This window comes from Brevundimonas sp. (assembly GCF_035561115.1).
In the GTDB taxonomy this organism is placed as follows: Bacteria; Pseudomonadota; Alphaproteobacteria; order Caulobacterales; family Caulobacteraceae; genus Brevundimonas.
The window spans coordinates 1-20,879 of the sequence record NZ_DATMYH010000035.1 but is presented as its reverse complement, the minus strand read 5'-3'; the positions used below and the strand labels follow the sequence as shown (position 1 = coordinate 20,879).

General features: G+C 68.3%; 23 protein-coding genes. 16 read left to right on the top strand and 7 right to left on the bottom strand.

The annotated features are described in order from the left end of the window. The first annotated feature begins 49 nt into the window (after nucleotides 1-49). The gene (locus tag VN378_RS04460) at nucleotides 50-1,333 is read left to right on the top strand and encodes a pentapeptide repeat-containing protein (protein WP_325741368.1); all 1,284 of its coding nucleotides are present in this window, start codon (nucleotides 50-52) and stop codon (nucleotides 1,331-1,333) included. A gap of 71 nt (nucleotides 1,334-1,404) precedes the next feature. Here VN378_RS04460 and VN378_RS04455 read toward each other — a convergent pair whose 3' ends face one another. Continuing rightward, nucleotides 1,405-1,872 carry an Hsp20 family protein gene (locus tag VN378_RS04455; RefSeq protein ID WP_325741366.1) on the bottom strand — a complete coding sequence of 156 codons (468 nt, stop codon included), beginning with the start codon at nucleotides 1,870-1,872 and terminating at the stop codon, nucleotides 1,405-1,407. Between the two features lie 254 nt (nucleotides 1,873-2,126). Here VN378_RS04455 and VN378_RS04450 point away from each other — a divergent pair, with 254 nt between their 5' ends. The 3 genes from VN378_RS04450 to VN378_RS04440 all read left to right on the top strand — a co-directional run bounded on the left by VN378_RS04450 (nucleotide 2,127) and on the right by VN378_RS04440 (nucleotide 5,017). Then, on the top strand, nucleotides 2,127-2,954 hold the full coding sequence (locus VN378_RS04450) for a methyltransferase (protein WP_325741364.1): 828 nt from the start codon (nucleotides 2,127-2,129) through the stop codon (nucleotides 2,952-2,954). 108 nt (nucleotides 2,955-3,062) lie between these two features. Beyond that, the gene (locus VN378_RS04445) at nucleotides 3,063-3,968 is read left to right on the top strand and encodes a methyltransferase (RefSeq protein WP_325741362.1); all 906 of its coding nucleotides are present in this window, start codon (nucleotides 3,063-3,065) and stop codon (nucleotides 3,966-3,968) included. Beyond that, nucleotides 3,965-5,017: an alpha/beta hydrolase gene (locus VN378_RS04440; protein ID WP_325741360.1), complete on the top strand. Its 1,053-nt coding sequence runs from the start codon at nucleotides 3,965-3,967 to the stop codon at nucleotides 5,015-5,017. The genes VN378_RS04445 and VN378_RS04440 overlap by 4 nt, the downstream gene beginning before the upstream one ends. Before the next feature lie 21 nt (nucleotides 5,018-5,038). Here the strand turns inward: VN378_RS04440 and hisN are convergent, their stop codons facing one another. Then, complete coding sequence (gene hisN / locus VN378_RS04435; protein ID WP_325741359.1) at nucleotides 5,039-5,833, bottom strand: histidinol-phosphatase; 795 nt, start codon at nucleotides 5,831-5,833, stop codon at nucleotides 5,039-5,041. A gap of 43 nt (nucleotides 5,834-5,876) precedes the next feature. Further along, entirely contained in the window at nucleotides 5,877-6,254 is a 378-nt protein-coding gene (locus tag VN378_RS04430) for a helix-turn-helix domain-containing protein (RefSeq protein ID WP_373250216.1), read from the bottom strand. Nucleotides 6,255-6,440: 186 nt separating this feature from the next. On the opposite strand from VN378_RS04430, the gene VN378_RS04425 reads away from it, so the two are divergent. Beyond that, complete coding sequence (locus VN378_RS04425; protein WP_325741358.1) at nucleotides 6,441-6,695, top strand: GlsB/YeaQ/YmgE family stress response membrane protein; 255 nt, start codon at nucleotides 6,441-6,443, stop codon at nucleotides 6,693-6,695. A gap of 143 nt (nucleotides 6,696-6,838) precedes the next feature. Here the strand turns inward: VN378_RS04425 and VN378_RS04420 are convergent, their stop codons facing one another. From VN378_RS04420 to VN378_RS04410, 3 genes are read right to left on the bottom strand one after another with little or no spacing between them, the layout of a single operon-like run. Beyond that, on the bottom strand, nucleotides 6,839-7,213 hold the full coding sequence (locus VN378_RS04420; RefSeq protein ID WP_325741357.1) for a Tat pathway signal protein: 375 nt from the start codon (nucleotides 7,211-7,213) through the stop codon (nucleotides 6,839-6,841). Between the two features lie 35 nt (nucleotides 7,214-7,248). Further along, on the bottom strand, nucleotides 7,249-8,244 hold the full coding sequence (gene bioB / locus VN378_RS04415) for a biotin synthase BioB (RefSeq protein WP_325741355.1): 996 nt from the start codon (nucleotides 8,242-8,244) through the stop codon (nucleotides 7,249-7,251). A gap of 41 nt (nucleotides 8,245-8,285) precedes the next feature. Further along, nucleotides 8,286-9,623, bottom strand: a complete 1,338-nt coding sequence (locus VN378_RS04410) for an amidohydrolase family protein (RefSeq protein WP_325741353.1) — start codon at nucleotides 9,621-9,623, stop codon at nucleotides 8,286-8,288. A 160-nt stretch (nucleotides 9,624-9,783) separates the two neighbouring features. Here VN378_RS04410 and ahcY point away from each other — a divergent pair, with 160 nt between their 5' ends. The 4 genes from ahcY (at nucleotide 9,784) to VN378_RS04390 (ending at nucleotide 13,092) form a co-directional block, all read left to right on the top strand. Next, nucleotides 9,784-11,175 carry an adenosylhomocysteinase gene (gene ahcY, locus VN378_RS04405; RefSeq protein ID WP_325741351.1) on the top strand — a complete coding sequence of 464 codons (1,392 nt, stop codon included), beginning with the start codon at nucleotides 9,784-9,786 and terminating at the stop codon, nucleotides 11,173-11,175. 138 nt (nucleotides 11,176-11,313) lie between these two features. Beyond that, entirely contained in the window at nucleotides 11,314-12,300 is a 987-nt protein-coding gene (locus tag VN378_RS04400; RefSeq protein ID WP_325741349.1) for a bifunctional helix-turn-helix transcriptional regulator/GNAT family N-acetyltransferase, read from the top strand. A gap of 9 nt (nucleotides 12,301-12,309) precedes the next feature. After that, nucleotides 12,310-12,516, top strand: coding sequence for a twin transmembrane helix small protein (locus tag VN378_RS04395; protein ID WP_055826683.1), 207 nt, complete (start codon nucleotides 12,310-12,312; stop codon nucleotides 12,514-12,516). A 3-nt stretch (nucleotides 12,517-12,519) separates the two neighbouring features. Continuing rightward, nucleotides 12,520-13,092, top strand: coding sequence for a cob(I)yrinic acid a,c-diamide adenosyltransferase (locus VN378_RS04390; protein WP_325741346.1), 573 nt, complete (start codon nucleotides 12,520-12,522; stop codon nucleotides 13,090-13,092). Nucleotides 13,093-13,341: 249 nt separating this feature from the next. Here the strand turns inward: VN378_RS04390 and VN378_RS04385 are convergent, their stop codons facing one another. Further along, a complete protein-coding gene (locus VN378_RS04385; protein ID WP_325741344.1) occupies nucleotides 13,342-13,674 on the bottom strand; it encodes a hypothetical protein in 333 nt (110 codons plus the stop codon). 122 nt (nucleotides 13,675-13,796) lie between these two features. Between VN378_RS04385 and VN378_RS04380 the strand changes: the two genes are divergently transcribed. The 7 genes from VN378_RS04380 to VN378_RS04350 all read left to right on the top strand — a co-directional run bounded on the left by VN378_RS04380 (nucleotide 13,797) and on the right by VN378_RS04350 (nucleotide 20,822). After that, the gene (locus VN378_RS04380; protein WP_325741342.1) at nucleotides 13,797-14,561 is read left to right on the top strand and encodes an electron transfer flavoprotein subunit beta/FixA family protein; all 765 of its coding nucleotides are present in this window, start codon (nucleotides 13,797-13,799) and stop codon (nucleotides 14,559-14,561) included. Continuing rightward, the gene (locus VN378_RS04375) at nucleotides 14,561-15,490 is read left to right on the top strand and encodes an electron transfer flavoprotein subunit alpha/FixB family protein (RefSeq protein WP_325741340.1); all 930 of its coding nucleotides are present in this window, start codon (nucleotides 14,561-14,563) and stop codon (nucleotides 15,488-15,490) included. Before VN378_RS04380 ends, VN378_RS04375 begins: the two co-directional genes overlap by 1 nt. Before the next feature lie 100 nt (nucleotides 15,491-15,590). Further along, a complete protein-coding gene (locus tag VN378_RS04370) occupies nucleotides 15,591-17,045 on the top strand; it encodes a serine hydrolase domain-containing protein (protein ID WP_325741338.1) in 1,455 nt (484 codons plus the stop codon). A gap of 24 nt (nucleotides 17,046-17,069) precedes the next feature. Continuing rightward, nucleotides 17,070-17,348: a DUF167 domain-containing protein gene (locus tag VN378_RS04365; RefSeq protein ID WP_325741336.1), complete on the top strand. Its 279-nt coding sequence runs from the start codon at nucleotides 17,070-17,072 to the stop codon at nucleotides 17,346-17,348. 95 nt (nucleotides 17,349-17,443) lie between these two features. Continuing rightward, nucleotides 17,444-18,937, top strand: coding sequence for an amidohydrolase family protein (locus VN378_RS04360; RefSeq protein WP_325741334.1), 1,494 nt, complete (start codon nucleotides 17,444-17,446; stop codon nucleotides 18,935-18,937). Further along, complete coding sequence (locus tag VN378_RS04355) at nucleotides 18,937-20,289, top strand: amidohydrolase family protein (RefSeq protein ID WP_325741332.1); 1,353 nt, start codon at nucleotides 18,937-18,939, stop codon at nucleotides 20,287-20,289. Before VN378_RS04360 ends, VN378_RS04355 begins: the two co-directional genes overlap by 1 nt. 62 nt (nucleotides 20,290-20,351) lie before the next feature. Then, on the top strand, nucleotides 20,352-20,822 hold the full coding sequence (locus VN378_RS04350; RefSeq protein WP_325741330.1) for a YaiI/YqxD family protein: 471 nt from the start codon (nucleotides 20,352-20,354) through the stop codon (nucleotides 20,820-20,822). The last annotated feature ends 57 nt before the right edge of the window (nucleotides 20,823-20,879 follow it).

The following is a 20,879-nucleotide window of genomic DNA, read 5'->3' as shown; positions in this document are numbered from 1 at the left end:
CAGTAACCATTTCAGCCTTCCTTAAGCGCCGCCGTGCCACAACGGGATAATGTCGCCTGTGCCCACCGCCTCTCCCAGCGCCAGAAAGCGCATCGATCAGACCGAACTGGACGCTATCTGCGCCCGGCACGACAGGCTGTGGCAGGCAAAACCCGGCGGCGCCCGGGCCGTATTCGCCTGGATGGATTTGTCCGGCCTCAGCCTGGCCGGCCGCAATCTGGCCGACGCCGACTTCGCCGCCGCCTGGATGCACGGGACGGATCTGACCGGGGCCAAGCTCGACAACGCCACCTTCTTCGGCGCCGACATGCAGGACTGCGTGCTCATTGACGCCAGCATGCGTCGCGCCGACCTGCGCGGCGCCTGCCTGCGCGGCGCCGATCTCAGCGGCGCCGACCTGTTCGAAGCCGATCTGCGCGAAGGCACCATCGCCGCCGCCGACCCCAAGCTGGGCTTCCGCGTGGTCGAGGCCAAGTCGCGCCAGGACACCCAGGCCCAGGGCGCCTGTCTGGCCGGAGCCAATCTGGAACGCTCCAAGCTGACCGGAATCGTGGCCGTGGCGGCGGACTTCTCCGACGCCATCATGAAAGACTGCAAGATGGTCCGGGCCAATCTCAAACAGGCCAGCTTCCGCGGCGCAGACCTGGCCGGGGCGGACCTGTCCGGGGCCGACCTGTCCGGAGCCGATCTGTCCGGCGCGGTGCTGGTCGGGGTCAAGATGGCCATGTGGCGGACCGACGGGGCCAATATGGAAGGCTGCCTGACCGACGACCGCCCGTCGGGCGCCCCCGTCGGCAAGATGCCCGCCGCCGAGATGCTGGCCGAACACGCCCAGTGGTGCGAGACGGGCGGCGTCCAGGGCCGGCCGTCGGTCTTCGACGGCGTCGACCTGAGGGCCCTGCGCTCCATCCACGGCTACAATCTGACCGCCCTGTCCGCCAAGGGCGCGGTCTTCTACGGCCTCGACATGGAGGGGGTGCAGCTTCAGGGCGCGCACCTGGAGGACGCGGACCTGCGCTCGGTCAACCTCAAGGGCGCCGACCTGCGCGGCGCGCGGCTGGGCCGGGCGCGGTTGAACGGCTCGGACCTGCGCGGCGCCAAGCTGGGCCCGCTGCTGATCGCCGCCGACCGGCTGCTGCCCGCCGACCTGACCGGCGCCTGCCTGCGCGGCGCCGACCTGTCCGGGGCCGACCTGAACCGCGCTATACTGACGGGCGCGGATCTGACACGCGCCATGCTGCACGGCGCCACCATGCACCAGGCCGACCTGACCGACGCCACGGTCACGAGCGTGCGCGGCATGCCGGAGCCGACCCCGGCTCTCCAGCTCTGACGCACGAAAAAGGGCGGCGCGAACGCCGCCCTTCTCCGGTTCGCCTGCCGCGCTTCGCGCGACTTGAGGCGTCAGGCCGCCTTGGGCTTCTTGCCTTCGATCAGCCGCTGGCCCGTTCCGATCTCGATCCGGCGGGGCTTCAGGGCTTCCGGCAGTTCGCGGGCCAGTTCGATCGACAGCAGGCCATCGGCCAGGTCCGCGCCCTTGACCACGACATAGTCGGCCAGCTGGAACCGGCGCTCGAAGTCGCGCTCGGCCAGGCCGCGATGCAGATAGGTGCGTTCGGCGCCCGCGTCGTCGTTGGCCGTCTTGCGGCCGGTCACGGTCAGCAGGTTCTCCTTGACCTCAAGGGTCAACTCGTCGGGCTTGAAGCCGGCGACCGCGATCTCGATGCGATAGGCGTTCTCGCCCGTCGTTTCGATATTGTAGGGCGGCCAACCGTTTTCCTGGCTGGTGCGCGCGGCGCTTTCCAGCAGGCCGGCCAGACGGTCGAAGCCGACGGCGGAACGGTACAGCGGGGTGAAATCATAGGTACGCATGGGTCATCCTCCTGAGGATCAGCAAGGTTGAACCGCCCCAGCGATTTGCCCGGGACGGCGGTGGGAGTTCAGCCCCGACGGTCCGAATTTCGGCCCCGTCCGGTCTGGAGGCCCCGGGAACCGGCGGCCTCGACTGCGATGTGGGGAGCCTCCGCGCGCCGTCAAGACCGCGCCAATCTGTCGCCGTCCGTTCGGGAGGCTTGCCCCCGTCCGCAGACGCCGTAGGGTTCGCCCACACATTTCCGGAGCCTCCCATGCGCCTGCTCGCCTTCGCCGCGACCGCCGTCCTCGCCCTGCCGTCCATCGCCGCGGCCCAGGCCCTGCCCGCCCTGCCGGCCCTGAACGAGACTGCGGCCCAGCGCACGGTGCGCCGCGCCGCCATGACGCCCCCGGTCCTGCAGGAGGACGCCGCCCTCCAGGCCGCCGTCGGCTCCGACGCCCGCCCCGCCGCCGACGTGGCGCGCGACGTCCATCGCCATCCGTTCGAGACCCTGACCTTCTGGGGTCTGACGCCCGGCTCGACCGTCGTCGAGATCGAGCCCGGCCGCGCGGGCTGGTGGCGCAACATCCTCGAGCCCTACGCCCAGGCCACGGGCGGGACCTATGTCGCCGTCAACCGCCCGCTGGAGGGCATGGGCGTGCCCGACGGGACCGCCGATATGGTCGTGGTCGCCCGCGCCCTGCACAACTGGCACCGCGCCGGCCGCACCGCCCCCTATCTGGCCGCCTTCTACAAGGCGTTGAAGCCGGGCGGCGTGCTGGCGATCGAACAGCACCGCGGCGCCGAGGGCCTGAACGCCGATGCGACGGCCCCCTACGGCTATGTCTCCGAAAGCTATGTCATTCACGCCGCCCAGGCCGCCGGCTTCGTGCTCGACGCCCGCAGCGAGCTGAACGCCAATGCCAGGGACGACCACGACCATCCCTACGGCGTCTGGACCCTGCCTCCCGTCCGCACCAGCGCGCCGCGCGAAGGCAACGCCAACGACCGCCCCACGCCCCTGACCGAAGCCGAACGGGCCGAATACGACGCGATCGGCGAAAGCGACCGCATGACGCTGCGATTCCGCAAGCCGGTCTGACGGCGCGCGTCATGCCGGGAACCGTTTTGACGGGGTCGGGGAACACGGTTAAGGCCTGCCTGTCGGGGCGGCGCCCGATCGTGCAGGGCCGCTCTGCGGGGAGCGTGCATGGCTGAATCCGTTGAACGCCGTCGAGGGTCGCTATCGCGCCGCGGGCTGTTGTCCGGCGTCGCGGGCGTCGCCGGTCTGGCCGCCTGCGGCCGTCAGGAAAAGACCGCCGAGCCCCCGCCGACGCCCGACGGTCCGCCCCAGGGGTCGCTGGAATGGGCCGTCGCCGGTCCCTGGCGCGCCCAGGACAAGGCGCGAGACGCCGCCCGCCATCCCATGGAGACGCTGCGTTTCTTCGGCCTCCAGCCACGCATGACGGTGGTCGAGTTCTGGCCCGGCAGCGGCTGGTACACCGAAATCCTGGCTCCCTATCTGGCAGAGGGCGCCGGCAAATACGTGGCCGCCGGCTTCCAGACCGGGCCGGGCGCCGACCCGTCGCAGGTCGCCCTCATGGCCGCCTTCCAGCAGCGCTTCACGACCGACAAGCGCCTGTACGGCGAGATCGAACTCAGCGCCTTCGGGCCGACCTCTGGCCCTGTGACCGCGCCGGGGACTGCCGACATGGCCCTGTTCATGCGCAACATCCACGCCTGGATGGCCGCCGGAATCGCCGAAAAGGCCTTCGCCGACGCCTGGGCCGCCCTGCGTCCGGGCGGCGTCCTCGGCATCGAACAGCACCGCCTCGGTCCCGAGGAGGATCAGGACCCCGCCGCGGCGAACGGATACGTCCAGGAGGCGTTCGTCAAACAGCTGGCGGCTGAAGCAGGCTTCGTCTTCGTCGCCGCGTCGGAAATCAACGCGAATGAAAGGGATACCAAGGATCATCCGTTCGGGGTCGAAACCCTGCCGCCGATGTCGCTGACCGCCCCGCGCGGTTCGCCGCCGAACCCGGCCTTCGACCGGTCGAAGTATGACCGGATCGGTGAGAGTGACCGCATGACCTTGAGATTCAGGAAGCCAGAGTGAACCGAGCCGTCGCCTATGCCGCCAACGCCCCCCTGATGGGGGTTCCGGGCGCATCCGCGCCTCCGGGGGGCGAGGGCGAATGGTTCCGCGGTGCCGGCGGCCTGCGTCTGCGCGCCGCCTTCTGGACCCCGTCGACCCTGATCGCCAAAAAGCCGCGCGGCACCGTGATACTCAGCCCCGGCCGCACCGAGCCGATCGAGAAATACTATGAGGTCATCGGCAATTTCCTCGCCCGCGGCTGGTGCGTCCTGGCCCACGACTGGCGCGGCCAGGGCCTTTCGGCCCGCCTGCTGCCGGATCGGCTGAAAGGACATGCCCGGGCGGTGGAGGAGTTCCTCGACGACTACGCCCGCCTGCTGGACGCCTGGGAAGCCCGCGCGCCCAAGCCCTGGATCATGGTCGGCCATTCGATGGGCGGCGTGCTGAACCTGATGACCCTGGAGGGTGGCGAGAGCCGGTTCTCGGGCGCCGTCCTGACCAGCCCCATGCTACGCATCAAGACCGGCAAGCGGTCGATGTGGTCGGTCAAGCTGGCCGTCCGCTGGAACCTGCGTCACGGCAAGGCAGGCGATTACGTGCTGGACGACGCCGACGATCCGTTCGACCACACCTTCGAAAAGGACGCCCTGACGTCCGACGAGAGTCGCTACGAACAGTGGCGGCAACAGCTCTACGCCTGCCCCCATCTGGCCGTCGGCGGTCCGACCTGGGGCTGGCTGGCCGTGGGGCTCGACGCCGGCGAGCGGGCGCTCAAGCCCAAGGCCCTGAAGTCAGTGTCCATTCCCGTCGCCATCGTCCAGGCGGGCGAGGACGACCGGGTCTGGAAACAGACCAACAAATGGGCCGCCAAACGGCTGGGACGCGGCCGCTACGTCGAGATTCCAGGCGCCAAACACGAGGTCATCATGGAGACCGACGACCTGCGCGCGGTCTTCCTCGAGGAGTTCGACGCCATGGCCGCCTATGTCTCGCCGGTCGAGGATTTGTCGCCGCTGCCGGTGAGTACGCCGGTCAGCGAGCCGACCGCCGAACCGACCGAAGCGGCCTGACCCTCCCCCGCAGCGGAAGGATCACGAGGGCTGGATCGCCGCCCGCCGCAACGTCACCAGCGCCTGCTCCCTGATCCCGACATCCCCGACCGCCAGTATCTGGCCGCCGCCGTCCGGCGCCTGGCCGCGCCAGTTGCTGACCGCGCCGCCCGCCGCCTCGATGACCGGAACCAGGGCCGACCAGTCCCAGACCTTCAGGGCGCTCTCGGCCACCAGGTCGATCCGGCCGGCGGCCAGCATGGCGTAGGCGTAGGCGTCGCAACCCAGCCGGGCCAGACGCGCGGCCGCCCGCACCTGGGTCCAGGCCCCCAGCTCGGCGCCGGTGAACAGGTCGGGGTCGGTGGTGGCGATCACGGCGTCGTTCAGGCTGGGGCACGGCCGCACGGCCAGCGGCGTATCCATTCCGCCACGCAGCAGCTGCGCGCCGGACGGACCGCCGAGGAAGATTTCATCCAGATAGGGCTGACCGATCACGCCGACCGCGGGCCGCCCCTCGGCCCTCAGGGCGATCAGATTGGTCCATAGCGGCAGGCCGGCGATGAAGGCGCGGGTGCCGTCGATGGGATCCAGGATCCAGACGTGCTCGGCGTCCGGCCGGTCCTCGCCGTATTCCTCGCCGATGACGCCGTGCTCCGGATAGCGGGCGGCTATCAGCCGGCGCAGTGCGGCCTCGGCCTCCTGGTCGGCCTGGGTGACCGGATCGAAGGCCCCCGGTCCGCCCTTGTCCGTCTCCGCATAGTCGCCGCGGAAATAGGGCAGGGACACGCGCGCGGCCTCGCGGGCCAGGTCGACGGCGAACAGTTCAAACTCGGTCATGAGGGCGGGATACCGACGCCCCGCCCTCATGTCACCGGATGATTCAGGCCGCGTCGGCCTCGACGTGCAGCGACTTGGCCAGATCCAGCAGGCGCCGGCGCGGCTTCTCGTCCAGCTGGTAATAGGCCTGGATCAGGTCGAGCGTTTCCTTGCGGGAAAACATCTCGCCGCCCTGGTTGGCGACCTCGCGGCGTTCGATGGCCTCTTCCAGACCGTCGTAGAAATAGCTGACCGGCGATTCCAGCGCCTCGGCCAGCTGCCACAGACGGGCGGCCGAGATGCGATTGGCGCCGCACTCGTATTTCTGGATCTGCTGGAAACGGATGCCGACCTGGTTGGCCAGCTGTTGTTGCGTCAGGCCCAGCAGGCGCCGACGGCGGCGCAGGCGGCGTCCCAGGTGCAGGTCTATATCGGTGGCCATGGCCCCTATTCCCCGTGTTGGCAGGCTGTCCCGATGCGGGACGGCTCGCCCTTCACGCGGCAAGCACTGTGCCGCGCTCGCGTCATGGGGGAGAGTCGGTGAGCAACGTTCTGCGGTCCGGCGCGCAACCGTTGCCGTGCCAGCGCATTACGGCGAAAGAGCATTGGGCTTCAAGGGAGACTCCACATGGGTTTGGGAATCATTGGCTGGATCGTCATCGGCATTGTCGCCGGCTGGCTGGCTGAGAAAGTTATGGGCCGCAGCCACGGCCTGCTGACCAACCTGATCGTCGGCGTCGTCGGCGCCCTGCTGGGCGGCTTCATCGCCGGGAACCTGCTGGGCATTCCGGTCGGCGGCTTCAACCCGATCACGCTGCTGGTCGCCTTCCTCGGCGCCTGCCTGTTGTTGTTCCTGGTAGGCCTCGTCAAGCGCCGCGCCTAGACACATCGCCGGTCCGGAATAAGCGAAGGGCGGCTCCATCCGGAGCCGCCCTTTTCTACGCCGTGGGTCGATGGCGGACGGCGCGGATGGCGCGTCGCCCGGGCGCCTGTCCTTAAGGGGCACGCGCCCACGTCGGATGAGCCCTAGACCACCATTACCGTACCGATGAGCAGTCTTGCGCCCGCCCGTCCCATCGTGGCGTTGGTCGCGGCCTGAAGCTGGGCGACCAGACGTTCGATGTCGGGCGGAGCGCCGGGCAGCAGGGCGCCGGCGGCCTGCTGCACCACCGCGGCGTAGGCGGCGCGGAGCCGGGGCGCGGACTGGGCGACGCGGGCGCGCAGGGCGGCGTCGGCGGTGTCGATGCCCGTCTCGACCGTCATCACGCCCCGCCGGCCGCCGGGACGAATGACGTTGGCGGTGATGGTGGGCAGACGCAGATAGCTGGCCTGGGGCGGGCCGGAGCCGCCGCTGGTCCTGAGCGTCGAGGTCTTCAGTCCGAGAAGGGCGCGGCGATCCATCCGCCGATCCTGACACAGGGGCGCTTAAGGCGTGGTTACGCCGCCGCTTCCACAGCCTTCGGCTCCATGGCCCTGAGATCCAGCAGGGCGAACAGGGCGGCGTCCTCGTCCTGCTCGGGGTTCGGCGTGGTCAGCAGCTTGCCGCCGACGAAGATGGAGTTGGCCCCGGCGAGGAAACACAAGGCCTGCATCTCGGCGCTCATGGTCTCGCGACCCGCGGAAAGGCGCACCATGGCGCGCGGACAGACCAGACGGGCGACGGCGACCGTGCGAACGAATTCGATCGGATCGATCTGGCCCTCGATCAGCATCCGTTCGCCCAGCGGCGTACCCGTGACCGGCACCAGGGCGTTGACCGGCAGGCTGTCGGGGTGTTCGGGCAGGGTCGCCAGGGCGTGCAGCAGACTGGCCCGGTCGCGCCGCGCCTCGCCCATGCCGACGATGCCGCCGCAGCAGGTCGCCATCCCCGCGTCGCGCACGTGCCGGAGCGTGTCCAGCCGATCCTGATACGTCCGCGTGGTGACGACCTGGGCGTAGTATTCCGGGCCCGTATCCAGATTGTGGTTGTAGAAGTCGAGCCCCGCCGCCTTCAGCTGGCGCGCCTGATCGGCGGTCAGCATGCCCAGGGTGGCGCAGGTCTCGAGACCCAGCGCCTTCACCCCGGCGATCATGGTCGCCAGCTTCGGCGTATCGCGGTCCTTCAGCTCGCGCCAGGCCGCGCCCATGCAGAAGCGGCTGGCCCCGCCGGCTTTCGCCGCAATGGCCTCGGCCAGGACCGCGGTCGCGTCCATCAGCTTTTCGGCCTTCAGCCCGGTGTCGAAACTGGCCGACTGCGAGCAGTAGCCGCAGTTCTCTGCGCAGCCGCCGGTCTTGATCGACAACAGCTGGCTCTTTTGCACCTCGGACGGGTCGAACCAGGCGCGGTGCACGGTTGCGGCGTCATAGACCAGATCCATGAAGGGCCGGGCGAAGAGGGCCTCGACCTCGTCAGGGGTCCAGTCGTGGCGGGGCGTCGAGAGGTCGGTTGTCATTGAGACTTCCTAGCCCCGCCGTCCGATCCCGCCAAGCCGCCCTACTCCTCGTTGCGATAGACCCGGCCGTCGCGCATGACGAAATCCATGGAGGTCAGGACGGTCACGTCCGTCAGCGGATCGCCGTCAACGGCGACAATATCCGCCCGCTTGCCCGCTTCCAGCGTGCCGATCTCGGACGCCAGGCCCAGCAGGTCCGCCGCGTTGACGGTGGCGGCCTGTATCGCGCTCATAGGCGTCATGCCATGCTGGACCATCAGGGCGAATTCGTCGGCGTTGCGCCCGTGTTTCGATACGCCCGCATCGGTGCCGAAGGCGATCCTGACGCCCGCCGGAACAGCCCGTTGCAGAGACTGGCCAGTGATGGAGATGCGCCAGCGAATCTTGGGCAGGACCTCGGGCGAATAGGCGTTCGGGTCGGCGGCCAGACGCTCGATATAGCCGTTCACCGTCGACAGGGTCGGAACGTAGTAGGCGCCGGACTGGCGGAACAGGCGGATGGTTTCGTCGTCGAAGATGGTGCCGTGCTCGATCGAATCCGCGCCCATCCGCAGGGCCAGGTTGATTCCGTCGGCGCCGTGGGCGTGCACCGCCACCTTGAGGCCGTACAGGTGGGCCGTCTCGATCAGGGCGCGAGCTTCGTCCTCGAACATCTGGGCGCCCAGGCCCGCGCCGATGCGGCTGTTCACCCCGCCCGTGGTGGCGATCTTGATGACGTTGGCGCCGCGCCCGACCTGGATGCGCACCGCCTCGCGGCAGCTTTCCGGACCGTTGCAGACGTTGTCGTGCGGAATGTCGTCGCGGAGGTCGTCGTTGAAGCCCAGCCGCCCGTCCATGTGGCCCGAGGTGGTCGAGATGCTGTTCCCGGCGTCGACGATGCGCGGTCCGGGCAGGCGGTGAGCCGCCGTCGCATCGCGCAGGGCCAGGGTCACGCCGCCGTCGTCGCCCAGGTTCCGCACCGTGGTGAAGCCGGCCATCAGCGTCTTCTCGGCGTTTTCGGCCGCGCGATATGCGTGGGTGGGCAGGTTTTCGGTGATCCCGGACAGGAAGCCGGCCTGACCGCCGAGGTCGGAGACCAGATGCACATGGCTGTCGATCAGACCGGGAAGGACGAAGCGGTCGCGCTGGTCGATGACGGTCGCGCCGGGAAAGGTCGCGGCGTCGACGAAGCCGTCGCGGATCTCGACGATCCGCCCGTCGCGCACGACCACCGTGGAGGGACCTCGCGGCGCCTGACCGGGGCGATCCAGCAGCCGGCCGGCCTGGATCAGGGTGACCGGACCCTGTTCGGGGGCGGCAGGCGCCGGCTGGGCGCTCGTCGCCGCCGCCGTCAGGGCGAGAATAGCCACGCCGCCAAGGCTCGCCACCAGTCTGTTCATCGTCACCTCCTCGGATTCGCCATGTTGAGCGCACTCGGGGTGGTTCCGCCAGAGCGGGATCCGTCACCGCAAACACATAAAGATATCCTTATGTGTTTCTTGCCCCGCAGCCTGGACCGGTCTATACGCCGCGCGAACAATGGCCCGGAAAGCTCCCTTCATGACCGACTACATCGTCCGCGACATCTCGCTTGCCCCGTTCGGCAACAAGGAAATCGCCATCGCCGAAACCGAAATGCCGGGCCTGATGGCGCTGCGCGAAGAGTTCGGCGGCCAGCAGATCCTCAAGGGTGCCCGCATCGCGGGCAGCCTGCACATGACGATCCAGACCGCCGTGCTGATCCAGACCCTGGAAGCCCTGGGCGCCGACGTCCGCTGGGCCTCGTGCAACATCTTCTCGACCCAGGACCACGCCGCGGCCGCCATCGCCGCCAACGGCACGCCGGTGTTCGCCACCAAGGGCGAGACCCTGGAAGAGTACTGGGACTACGCCCACAAGATCTTCGAATGGGCCGACGGCGGCTATCCCAACCTGATCCTCGACGACGGCGGCGACGCCACCCTGCTGTGCGTCCTCGGCCCCAAGGCCGAGAAGGACCTGTCCCTGCTGGCCAACCCGCAGAACGAGGAGGAGGAAGCCCTCTTCAAGGTGATGAAGCGCTACATCGCCGAGAAGCCGGGCTTCTACTCGGCCATCCGCGACGCCATCGGCGGCGTGTCGGAAGAGACCACCACCGGCGTCCACCGCCTGTACGAAATGGCCAAGAAGGGCGACCTGCCGTTCCCCGCCATCAACGTCAACGACAGCGTCACCAAGTCCAAGTTCGACAACCTGTACGGCTGCCGTGAATCGCTGGTCGACGCGATCCGCCGCGGCACCGACGTCATGCTGTCGGGCAAGGTCGCCGTGGTCTGCGGCTACGGCGACGTGGGCAAGGGCTCGGCCGCCTCGCTGCGCCAGGGCGGCGCCCGCGTGAAGGTCACCGAGGTCGATCCGATCTGCGCCCTGCAGGCCGCGATGGAAGGCTATGAGGTCGTCACCGTCGAGGACGTGGCCGGCGAGGCCGACATCTTCGTCACCGCCACCGGCAACAAGGACGTCCTCACCGTCGACCACATGCGGGCGATGAAGAACAACGCCATCGTCTGCAACATCGGCCACTTCGACTCGGAGATTCAGGTCGCGGGCCTGAAGAACTTCAAGTGGGACGAGATCAAGCCGCAGGTCCACCACGTCGAATTCCCGGACGGCAAGAAGATCATCCTGCTGTCGGAAGGCCGTCTGGTGAACCTGGGCAACGCCACGGGTCACCCGTCGTTCGTGATGAGCGCCAGCTTCACCAACCAGACGCTGGCCCAGATCGAGCTGTGGACCAACGCCAAATCCTACGAGAACCAGGTCTACACCCTGCCCAAGCACCTGGACGAGAAGGTCGCCATGCTGCACCTGGGCAAGCTGGGCGCGAAGCTGACGAAGCTGTCGAAGGAACAGGCCGACTATATCTCGGTCCCCACCGAGGGCCCGTTCAAGCCGGACCACTACCGCTACTAGGGCCGGTCAGGCGCTTTATCAGAGGGGCCGGGGGCGGATCGCCTCCGGCCCCTTTTTCCTGCCTGGGACGCTTGCGGACCTCACTCGTCCAAGGATACATATCGCGATATATAACTCGATATGTAGTGGAGATCCGTCATGATCGAGGACATCGTGCGTCAAAGCCCGGCCCTGTTCCTCGGCACGCGATTGAAGCGGCTGGGCGAACGGATGCAGGCGGATGTGCTCAAGGTCGTCGAGCGCGCCGGCCTTCCGCTTCAGCCGTCGCACTATCCGTTGCTGGGCGCGCTGGACCGGCACGGACCACTGTCGGTCGGGGACCTGGTGCTGGCGACGGGGGTGAGCCAGCCCGGGGTGACGCGCAACCTGTCGCGGCTGGCGGGACTGGGTCTGGTCGCCACGGAGGCCGCGGGCCTCGACCGCCGCCGCAAGGTCGTGGCGCTGACCGACCGGGGCCGCGAGATGCTGGCGGCCTCCAAACGCGACGTATGGCCCCGGGTCGAACAGGCCGTCGTCGAACTCTGCGCCGAGGCGGACGACGGTCTGATCGCACGGCTGGACGCGATCGAGGCGGCGCTGGATCGCAAGCCGTTGCACCGGCGCGCCGAAGAGGCGGCGGGAGCCGGCCTGTCGATCGAGCCCTTCACCGACACGCTCGCCCCGGCCTTTCATGACATCAACGCCGAATGGATCGAGACCATGTTCGCCATGGAGGCGACCGACCGCGAGGTGCTGGAGAATCCCCGCGCCCGCATTCTCGACCCCGGCGGGGACATCCTGTTCGTGCGCGCCGCCGGTCTCGGCGTCGTGGGCGCCGGCGCCCTGCAAAAAACCGGCGAGCGGCAGTTCGAACTGACCAAGATGGGGGTGCTGGAGCGCGCCCGCGGCCGCAAGGCCGGGGAATATCTGCTCGATGCGCTGATCCGGCGGGCCGGCGCCCTCGGCGCGGAGACCCTGTATCTGCTGACCAACCGCAAATGCGCCTCGGCCATCCATCTGTATGAGAAGGCCGGCTTCGTCCATGACGCGGACATCATGGCCCGCTTCGGCGCCCGCTATGCGCGCTGCGATGTCGCAATGCGCTACCGCGGCCCGCTACTGGCCTCGAACCGGGCGGACGCCTAGGGTGGCGGCATGGGCGACGTTCTGAACATCCTGATCCTGCTGGCCATAGCGGCGGTGGCCGTGACCCTCGGGTTCGGCATCTATTCGCTGTACCGGGGCGGCGATTTTGCGCGGTCCCACTCCAACAAGCTGATGCGGTTGCGTGTCGCGCTGCAGGCGCTGGCCATCGTGCTGCTGGTCATCGGGATGTGGTGGAAATCCACCCACGGCGCCTAGGCCATGGTGGTCCTGAACCGCATCTATACGAAGACGGGCGATGGCGGAGAGACGCGGCTGGCCTCGGGCGCGCCGGTGTCCAAGAGCCATCCCCGGGTCGAGGCCTATGGGGCGGTGGACGAGTTGAACGCCGTCGTCGGCCTGGCCCGGCTGCATTCGGGCCAGAACGACCGTATCGACGCCATGCTGGGCCGGATCCAGAACGAGCTGTTCGACCTCGGCGCCGATCTGGCCACGCCGCTGGACCCGCCGCCGAAATGGGAGGCGCTGCGCATCCTCGACGGCCAGGTCGAACGGCTGGAGGCCGAGATCGACTGGATGAACGAGAGTCTGAAGGCGCTGGACAGCTTCATCCTGCCGGGCGGATCGCCGCTGTCGGCCCATCTGCATCTGGCCCGCACGGTGGCGCGACGGGCCGAGCGGGAGGCCGTGCGTCTGGTCGAGGCGGGAGAGGCGGTGACGCCGGCGTCGATCCGCTATCTGAACCGGCTGTCAGATCATCTGTTCGTCGCCGCTCGCCGCGCCAACGCCAACGGAGCGGACGATGTGAAGTGGAAGCCGGGCGCCACGCGCTAGCCCGGACCGCCGATAAAAAAACAGTCTCATGAGTCTCATGGGCGTGCGATCGGGCGCGTTCGAAATGCGGTGCAAAGCGTGCACAGCGCGCGCCCGGCGGCCGAAAAACACCGTCCGAAGAGTCCGAAGAGTCCACTGAGTCCGGCTCGGATGCGTGCAGGGTTCGATTGTCAAAGACCACGCCCACTGGGCTTTGGCCAATGAAGCACGCGCCTGCGTCAGAATCGGACGCAGGCGGCGGAAATCGATCTATTGCGCGGCGAGGGCGGCGCGCTGGCGGTCGGCGTCGGCGTCGCGGGCCTTCTGCTGGGCCGCCAGCGAATCCTCGATCGCCACCAGTTCGCGATTCTTCTCGGCCGAGGCGGCGGCGCGCTGGCCGGGGTTGGGCCGGCCGGTGATCTCGGCGATCGAGATCGGCTGGGCGCAGACCTTGTCCTGGGGGTCCCACCATTTGCCGCCTTCCTCGCAGCGATCGCCCGGCGCGACGACGATGGCGTCATAGGCGAACATGACGCCGATCAGCACGGCGAAGGTCGCCAGGAACAGGATGCTGAGCCGTTTCATTGTCAGGAGGCGGTTCATCTACGGATTTCCGAAGCTGTGAGGACGGCCGAACGGGCGGGTTGACGCGGCGTTACGTTGACAGGCCGGATGCGGCGTACCATTCCCTGACGCAACATTCCGGCGCTTTCGTGGATAGCACAATGAAGGTTCTCGTCCCCGTCAAACGGGTGATCGACTACAACGTCAAGGCTCGCGTCAAGGCGGACCAGACCGGCGTTGATCTGGCCAACGTCAAGATGAGCATGAATCCCTTCGACGAGATCGCCGTCGAAGAGGCCGTGCGCATGAAGGAGGGCAAGGAGCATCACGCCGCCGGGACCGTGACCGAGATCGTGGTCGTCTCGATCGGCGTGACCCAGGCCCAGGAAACCATCCGCACGGCCCTGGCCATGGGCGCGGACCGGGGTCTGCTGATCCAGTCGGACGCCGATCTGGAGCCGCTGGCCGTGGCCAAGCTGCTGAAGGCCGTGGTCGACGAGGAGAAGCCGGATCTGGTCCTGCTGGGCAAGCAATCGATCGACGGCGACAACAATGCGGTCGGCCAGATGCTGGCCGCCCTGCTGGACTGGCCCCAGGCCACCTTCGCCGGCAAGATCGTCATGGCCGACGGCAAGGCGACCGTGACGCGCGAGGTCGACGGCGGCCTGCAGACCCTGTCGGCGACCCTGCCGGCGGTGGTGTCGGTCGACCTGCGGCTGAACACCCCGCGCTACGCCTCCCTGCCCAACATCATGAAGGCCAAGAAGAAGGAGATCGCGGTCAAGGCGGTCGCCGACTATGGCGTCGACACCGCGCCGCGGCTGAAGGTGGTCAAGGTCACGGCCCCGCCGCAGCGCTCGGCCGGAATCAAGGTGGCCGACGCCGCCGAACTGGTTGCGAAACTCAAGACCGCGGGGGTCCTGTAATGGCCGTTCTCGTCATCGCCGACCGCGACGGGGACACCGTCCGCGACACCACCCACAAGACCGTCACCGCCGCCCTGAAGCTGTCGGGCGACGTGGATGTGCTGGTCATCGGCCAGGGCTCGAAGGCCGCGGCCGACGCCGCCGCGAAGATCGCCGGCGTGCGCAAGGTCCTGCTGGCGGAAAGTGCCGGCCTGGGCCACCAGCTGGCCGAGGCGGTCGAGGCGACCGTCGTAGGTCTGGCGGGCGGCTATGAGGCCATCCTTTCGCCGGCGACCACCGACGGCAAGAATTTCATGCCGCGCATCGCGGCGAAGCTCGATGTGGCCCCGATCTCGGACATCATCGAGGTCGTGTCGAACGACACCTTCGTGCGCCCGATCTATGCGGGCAATGCGCTGGAGACGGTCCAGTCCGGCGATGCGAAGAAGGTCATCACCGTGCGCCCGACCAGCTTCGACGCCGCCGCCGAGGGCGGCTCGGCCAAGGTCGAGACCGTGGCGGGCGCGGACGCCGGCAAGGCGGCCTTCGTCAGCGAGGAGATGGTCAAGTCGGACCGGCCTGAACTGGGCGCCGCGAAGATCGTCGTCTCGGGCGGCCGGGCGCTCGGTTCGGCCGAGGAATTCCACGCCGTCATGGACCCGCTGGCCGACAAGCTGGGCGCCGCCGTCGGCGCCTCGCGCGCCGCCGTGGACGCGGGCTACGCCCCCAACGACTACCAGGTCGGCCAGACCGGCAAGGTGGTGGCCCCGGCCCTCTACATCGCCATCGGCATCTCGGGCGCCATCCAGCATCTGGCCGGGATGAAGGACTCCAAGATCATCGTCGCCATCAACAAGGACGCCGACGCCCCGATCTTCCAGGTCGCCGACTATGGGATTGTGGGGGACTACAAGGTGGTGGTGCCGGAGCTGATGAAGGCGCTGGGGTAGGGTCCGGCCAAAGGGAGTGAGGGGGGCGTGGCGCCGAAAGGCCCGCGCCCTTTTTCATGGGCGGGTGCTAGAATGTAGTCGAACACCCAGGGCCAGCGCTATGCAGCTTTCGATGACGCCGTGTCACAGACAGAGCAAAACCCGGCGATGGTTGTTCCGTCTACCGGCAGTCGCGCTGATGGTCGTGGCGTTTCCGACGGTGGGGTTGGCCACGGAGCCGTTGGCTGCCCAGGCGATGGCGGTTCGCTATCTGGATGTTTTCAATGCCGGAGACCGGACGGCCTATGACGCGTTCGTCGCCTCGCACTGGCCGGGCGCTGATGCGGGGCACGACGAATTCATCGGAAACGACGACCGGAGTCGGGTTCAGAGCGGCGGTTATGATCTGGTCAAGGTGGAGATCGCTTCGCAACTTGATGCTGTAGATGTCGTCAAGGCGCGTCTGGCGGACGAGTATTTTCGCCTCGAGGTTCATCTCCGTGCGGATGGAGAGGCCATCGATCGGTTGACGCTTCTGCCGATTGATCGGCCTGCGGATGTTCCGGCCCCGACACGGCTGGGAGTTGCGCAGCTGGGGCGTGAGATCGACCAGCAGCTGGCGGCAATGGGCGACTTCTCAGGCGCGGTTCTCGTCGCTGTCGACGGACGCAAAGTCTATCAGAAGGCGAGCGGATACGCGGACCGGAATTCTCTGACGCCGAACTCGCTCGAAACGCCGTTTCGCATGGCCTCGATGGGCAAAATGTTTACGGCCGTTGGTGTGATGCAGCTGGTCGAGGCGGGCAAGCTCGAGATGGACGCGCCCATCGGGCGTTACCTGACCGACTATCCGAACGCGGAGTTCGCAAACACCGTCACCATCCGCCAGCTTCTGACTCACACGGGCGGGGCGGGCGATTTCATGTCCCGGATGTGGGCCGAAAACTACGAGACGCTTCGGACACCCTCTGACTATGTGGCGATGTTCGGTGCGCGGGCGCCGCAGTTCGCGCCCGGCTCCCGTTTCAGCTACGCGAACTACGGTTATGTCGTGCTCGGTCGCCTGATCGAGGTCGCCTCGGGACAGGCCTATGTGAACTATCTACAGGACAGGATATTCGGACCGGCGGGGATGACCCACTCCGGCCTGGACGCGGCGATCAGCAGTACGCCGGTGGCCACGACCTATGTGATGTCGGGCGAGACCCTCGAACGTTCTCCTCCGCCCTTCGATGGCGTCGGCTCGCCAGCGGGGACCGCCTTTTCGACGGTCGGGGACATGTTGAAGTTCGCCGAGGCGCTCACGTCATCCCAGCTGTTGAGTCGGCAAACCGTCGATGAAATGTGGACGCCTCAGGTGCATGGCGATGAGACCGATCTTGGCTTCGGCTTTCAGATCCGCGCCGCAGGGGATGTTTCAGACGTCGGCCATGATGGAGGAGGCCCGGGACAGAACGGGACCCTTCGCATCATTGGCCGGGGCCAGGCCGTTGTCGTGGTTCTCACGAACGTCGCCCCTATGTGGCGAGGTGACAAGCTCGGGGCCTTTATTGCCAATCGTGTGCCCGTCCACTGAACCAGGCCTGTCAGACCCACCGCCATGGCCAATCTCGCCGTCAGACTGACCCCCGGCGCATCATCCGACCGTATGGACGGCTGGGACGTGGACGCAGAGGGTCGGCCCGTTCTCAAGGTCCGGGTGCGCGCCCGGCCCGTCGAGGGCGAGGCGAACGAGGCCCTGATCAAACTGTTGGCCAAGGCGCTGCGCGTGCCGAAATCGGCGGTGGTCCTCCAGCGCGGCGGGCAGTCCCGCACCAAGATGATCGACATCGCCGGCCTGTCGAACGACGAGATGCGAACGCGCCTTACCGGTTTGTAATGTTTCCGGCTTTGACGGGACGCGCCGGAGGCTTTTGTAATCCGCCCCGACATGCGCCCCCATTCTCCAGGTTGGGCGTATCAGGGGAGCGTTCGATGAGACTTCACGCCTTGCGGGGTTCCAGCCTCGCCGCCCTCGCCTGCGTGCTGGCGGGCTCTCTGGCCCTGACGGCCTGCGCCACCACCGGGGGGGACGACAAGCCTGAAGCGGACGACTCGTCCGACGAGGCGCGGGCGCCGCTGGCCCGCGGCCTCGACTTTGCGGCCAACCCCGATCCCTTCCCCTCGACCTATCGCGGCCTGCCGCGCGAAGATTTCGCCATCGTGGGGGGCGTGGTCTTCACCGGCGCCGGTCAACGGATCGAGAACGGCGTGGTCGTCGTCACCGACGGCAAGGTGGCTGCGGTCGGCGACGCCTCGACCCCGGTCCCCGCCGGCCACCGCGTCGTGGACGCGCGCGGCCGGTTCGTGACGCCCGGCATCATCGACGTGCACAGCCATCTGGGCGTCTATCCCTCGCCGGGCGTGCAGGGCATGAGCGACGGCAATGAGGCGACCAATCCAAACACCGCCCAGGTCTGGGCCGAGCATTCCCTGTGGCCCCAGGACCCCGGCTTCAACCAGGCCCGGGCGGGCGGCGTGACCACGCTCCAGATCCTGCCCGGCTCGGCCAATCTGTTCGGCGGCCGCGGCGTGACCGTGCGCAATATTCCGTCCGTGACCATGCAGGGCATGAAGATGCCCGGCGCCCCCTACGGGCTGAAGATGGCCTGCGGCGAGAACCCGTCGCGCGTCTATGGCGGCCGCAACACCTCGCCGGCCACGGGCATGGGCAATGTCGCCGGCTATCGCGCCGCCTTCATCGCGGCCCGCGAATACAAGGCCAAATGGGACAAATGGCGCGAGGACGGCGAGGGTTCGCCGCCGACCCGCAACCTGCAGCTCGAGACCCTTGTCGGGGTCCTGGACGGATCGGTGCTGGTTCAGAACCACTGCTACCGCGCCGACGAGATGGCGGTGATGATCGATATCGCCAAGGAGTTCGGCTACCGCATCACCGCCTTCCACCACGCCATCGAGGCCTACAAGGTCGCGCCGCTGCTGGCGCGCGAAGGCATCTGCGCCGACATGTGGACCGGCTGGTGGGGCTTCAAGATGGAGGCCCTGGACGCGGTCGAGGCCAACGCCGCCCTGGTCGACGCGCCGCAGGGGTCGTGCGCGGTGATCCACTCGGACGACGCCGAACTGACCCAGCGCCTCAATCAGGAGGCGGCCGCCGGCCTGGCCGCCGGCCGCCGCATGGGGATGAACATCTCCGAGGAGCGGGCGATCAGCTGGATCACCCTGAACCCGGCCCGTTCGCTGGGCATCGCCGACCAGACCGGGTCGCTGGAGCCCGGCAAGCGCGCCGACGTGGTGATCTGGAGCGCCAATCCGTTCAGCGTCTACGCCCGCGCCGACCAGGTCTTCATCGACGGCGGCCTGAGCTTCGACCGCATGAACCCGGCCTATCAGCCGCTGTCCGACTATGAGCTGGGCCAGCCCGGCTTCGGTCTCTCCGCCGCCAACGTCCCGCAGGGAGCCCGCTGATGCGCCTCAGGAACCTCATCCTCGGCGCCGTCTGCGCCGCAACGCTGACATCGCCCGCCTTCGCCCAGTCCCTGACCGCCATCACCGGCGGCCGGGTGCTGACCGGAACCTCCGTCATCGAGAACGGGACGGTGGTGATCCAGAACGGCCGGGTCGTCTCGGTCGGGACCGGCGCCGCGCCCTCGGGCGCCCGGGTCATCGACGCCCGCGGCAAGGTGGTCGCTCCGGGCTTCGTCGCCGTCGACAGCGGCCTGGGCGCCTCGGAAATCTCGTCGGTGGGCGGGTCGGACGACCAGTCCAACGGGGCCAACTCCATCAGCGCCTCGTTCGACGTCAGCTATGGCCTCGATCCGTGGTCCTTCACCCTGCCGGTCGCGCGCCTGGGCGGCATCACCCGGGCCATCGTGGTGCCGAGCCATCCGGGAAGCTCGGGTGGACACCAGCACCAGGACGACAGCGATTTCGCCGGGGTCGGTTCGGCCGGTCTGCAGTCGCCCGGCCTGTTCGCCGGACAGGCCGCGATCATCCATCTGGCGCAGGGGACCGACATCCTCGTCAAGCCGCGCGTCGCCATGGTCGCGCCGTTCGGCGAGGCCGGCGCCGGCGTCTCGGGCGGCGCCCGCGGGGCCGAGTTCACCCAGTTCAAGGAAACCCTGGCCGAGGTGCGGCTCTATGCGCGCAACAAGGCCGCCTACGACCGCGCGGGCCTGCGCGACCTCAGCCTGTCGAGGGCCGATCTGGAGGCGCTGATCCCGGTCGCGAACGGGACCCTGCCGCTGATCGTCACCGTGCATCGCGCGGCCGACGTCCAGCAGGTGCTGCGGCTGGCGCGCGAGGAGGGTCTGCAGATCATACTGGACGGCGCCGAAGAGGGCTGGCTGGTCGCCGACCAGATCGTGGCCGCGGGCGTGCCCGTACTGCTGAACCCGATTTCCAACCTGCCCGGCGATCTGGAGACCCGGGCCGTGCGGATGGAGAACGCTGCGGCCCTGGACGCCGCCGGGGTGGTTATCGCCATCAAGGGCAACGAAGGCTCGATCCATCGGGCCCGCGAGACCCGCTACAACGCCGGAAACGCCGTCTCGCACGGCCTGCCCTACGATGCGGCGATCGAGGCGATCACGGTCAATCCGGCGAAGATCTTCGGCATGGCCGGCCAGTTCGGCGAGCTGCGCGCGGGGGCGGCGGCCGATGTGGTGGTCTGGTCCGGCGATCCGCTGGAACCGCTGAGCATCGCCGAGACCATCTTCATCGGCGGGGCCGAACAGGCGCCGACCAGCCGTCAGTTCCTGCTGCGCGACCGCTATCGCACGGGCGGCGAAGGGGCGATGCCGCCGGCATATACACGTTAGGGCGCTAACGCTCGTGACGCGGTCACTCGCTGCTTGAGCGCGACTTGCGCTAGGTTGCCGGGATGACCGCGCCCACCCTGCCCCGCCTCTTCATCGACGCCGACGCCTGTCCGGTGAAGGACGAGGTCTATCGCGTGGCGGCGCGGTACGGCCTGCATGTGTTCGTGGTCTCGAACAGCTGGATCAATACGCCGCGCGAAACGTGGATCGAACAGGTCGTCGTCGACGCCGGGCCCGATATCGCCGACGACTGGATCGCCGAACGGGCCGGGCCGGGCGACATCGTCATCACCGCCGACATTCCGCTGGCCGACCGCTGCCTGAAGGCGGGGGCGCAGGCGCTGAAGTCCAATGGCCAGCCGTTCACGCCCGACTCGATAGGCTCGGCGCTGGCGGGCCGGATGGTCGGCGAGCATCTGCGCTCCATGGGGGTGGCGACCTCGGGGCCGCCGCCGTTCGGACCGAAGGACCGTTCGGCCTTTCTGCAGGCGCTGGACCAGGCCGTGGTGCGGGCCAGGCGGGTGGTCCGGTGACCACTATTCCCGAAAGCGAACTGGAGTTTCGCTTCTTCCGCGCGGGCGGGCCGGGCG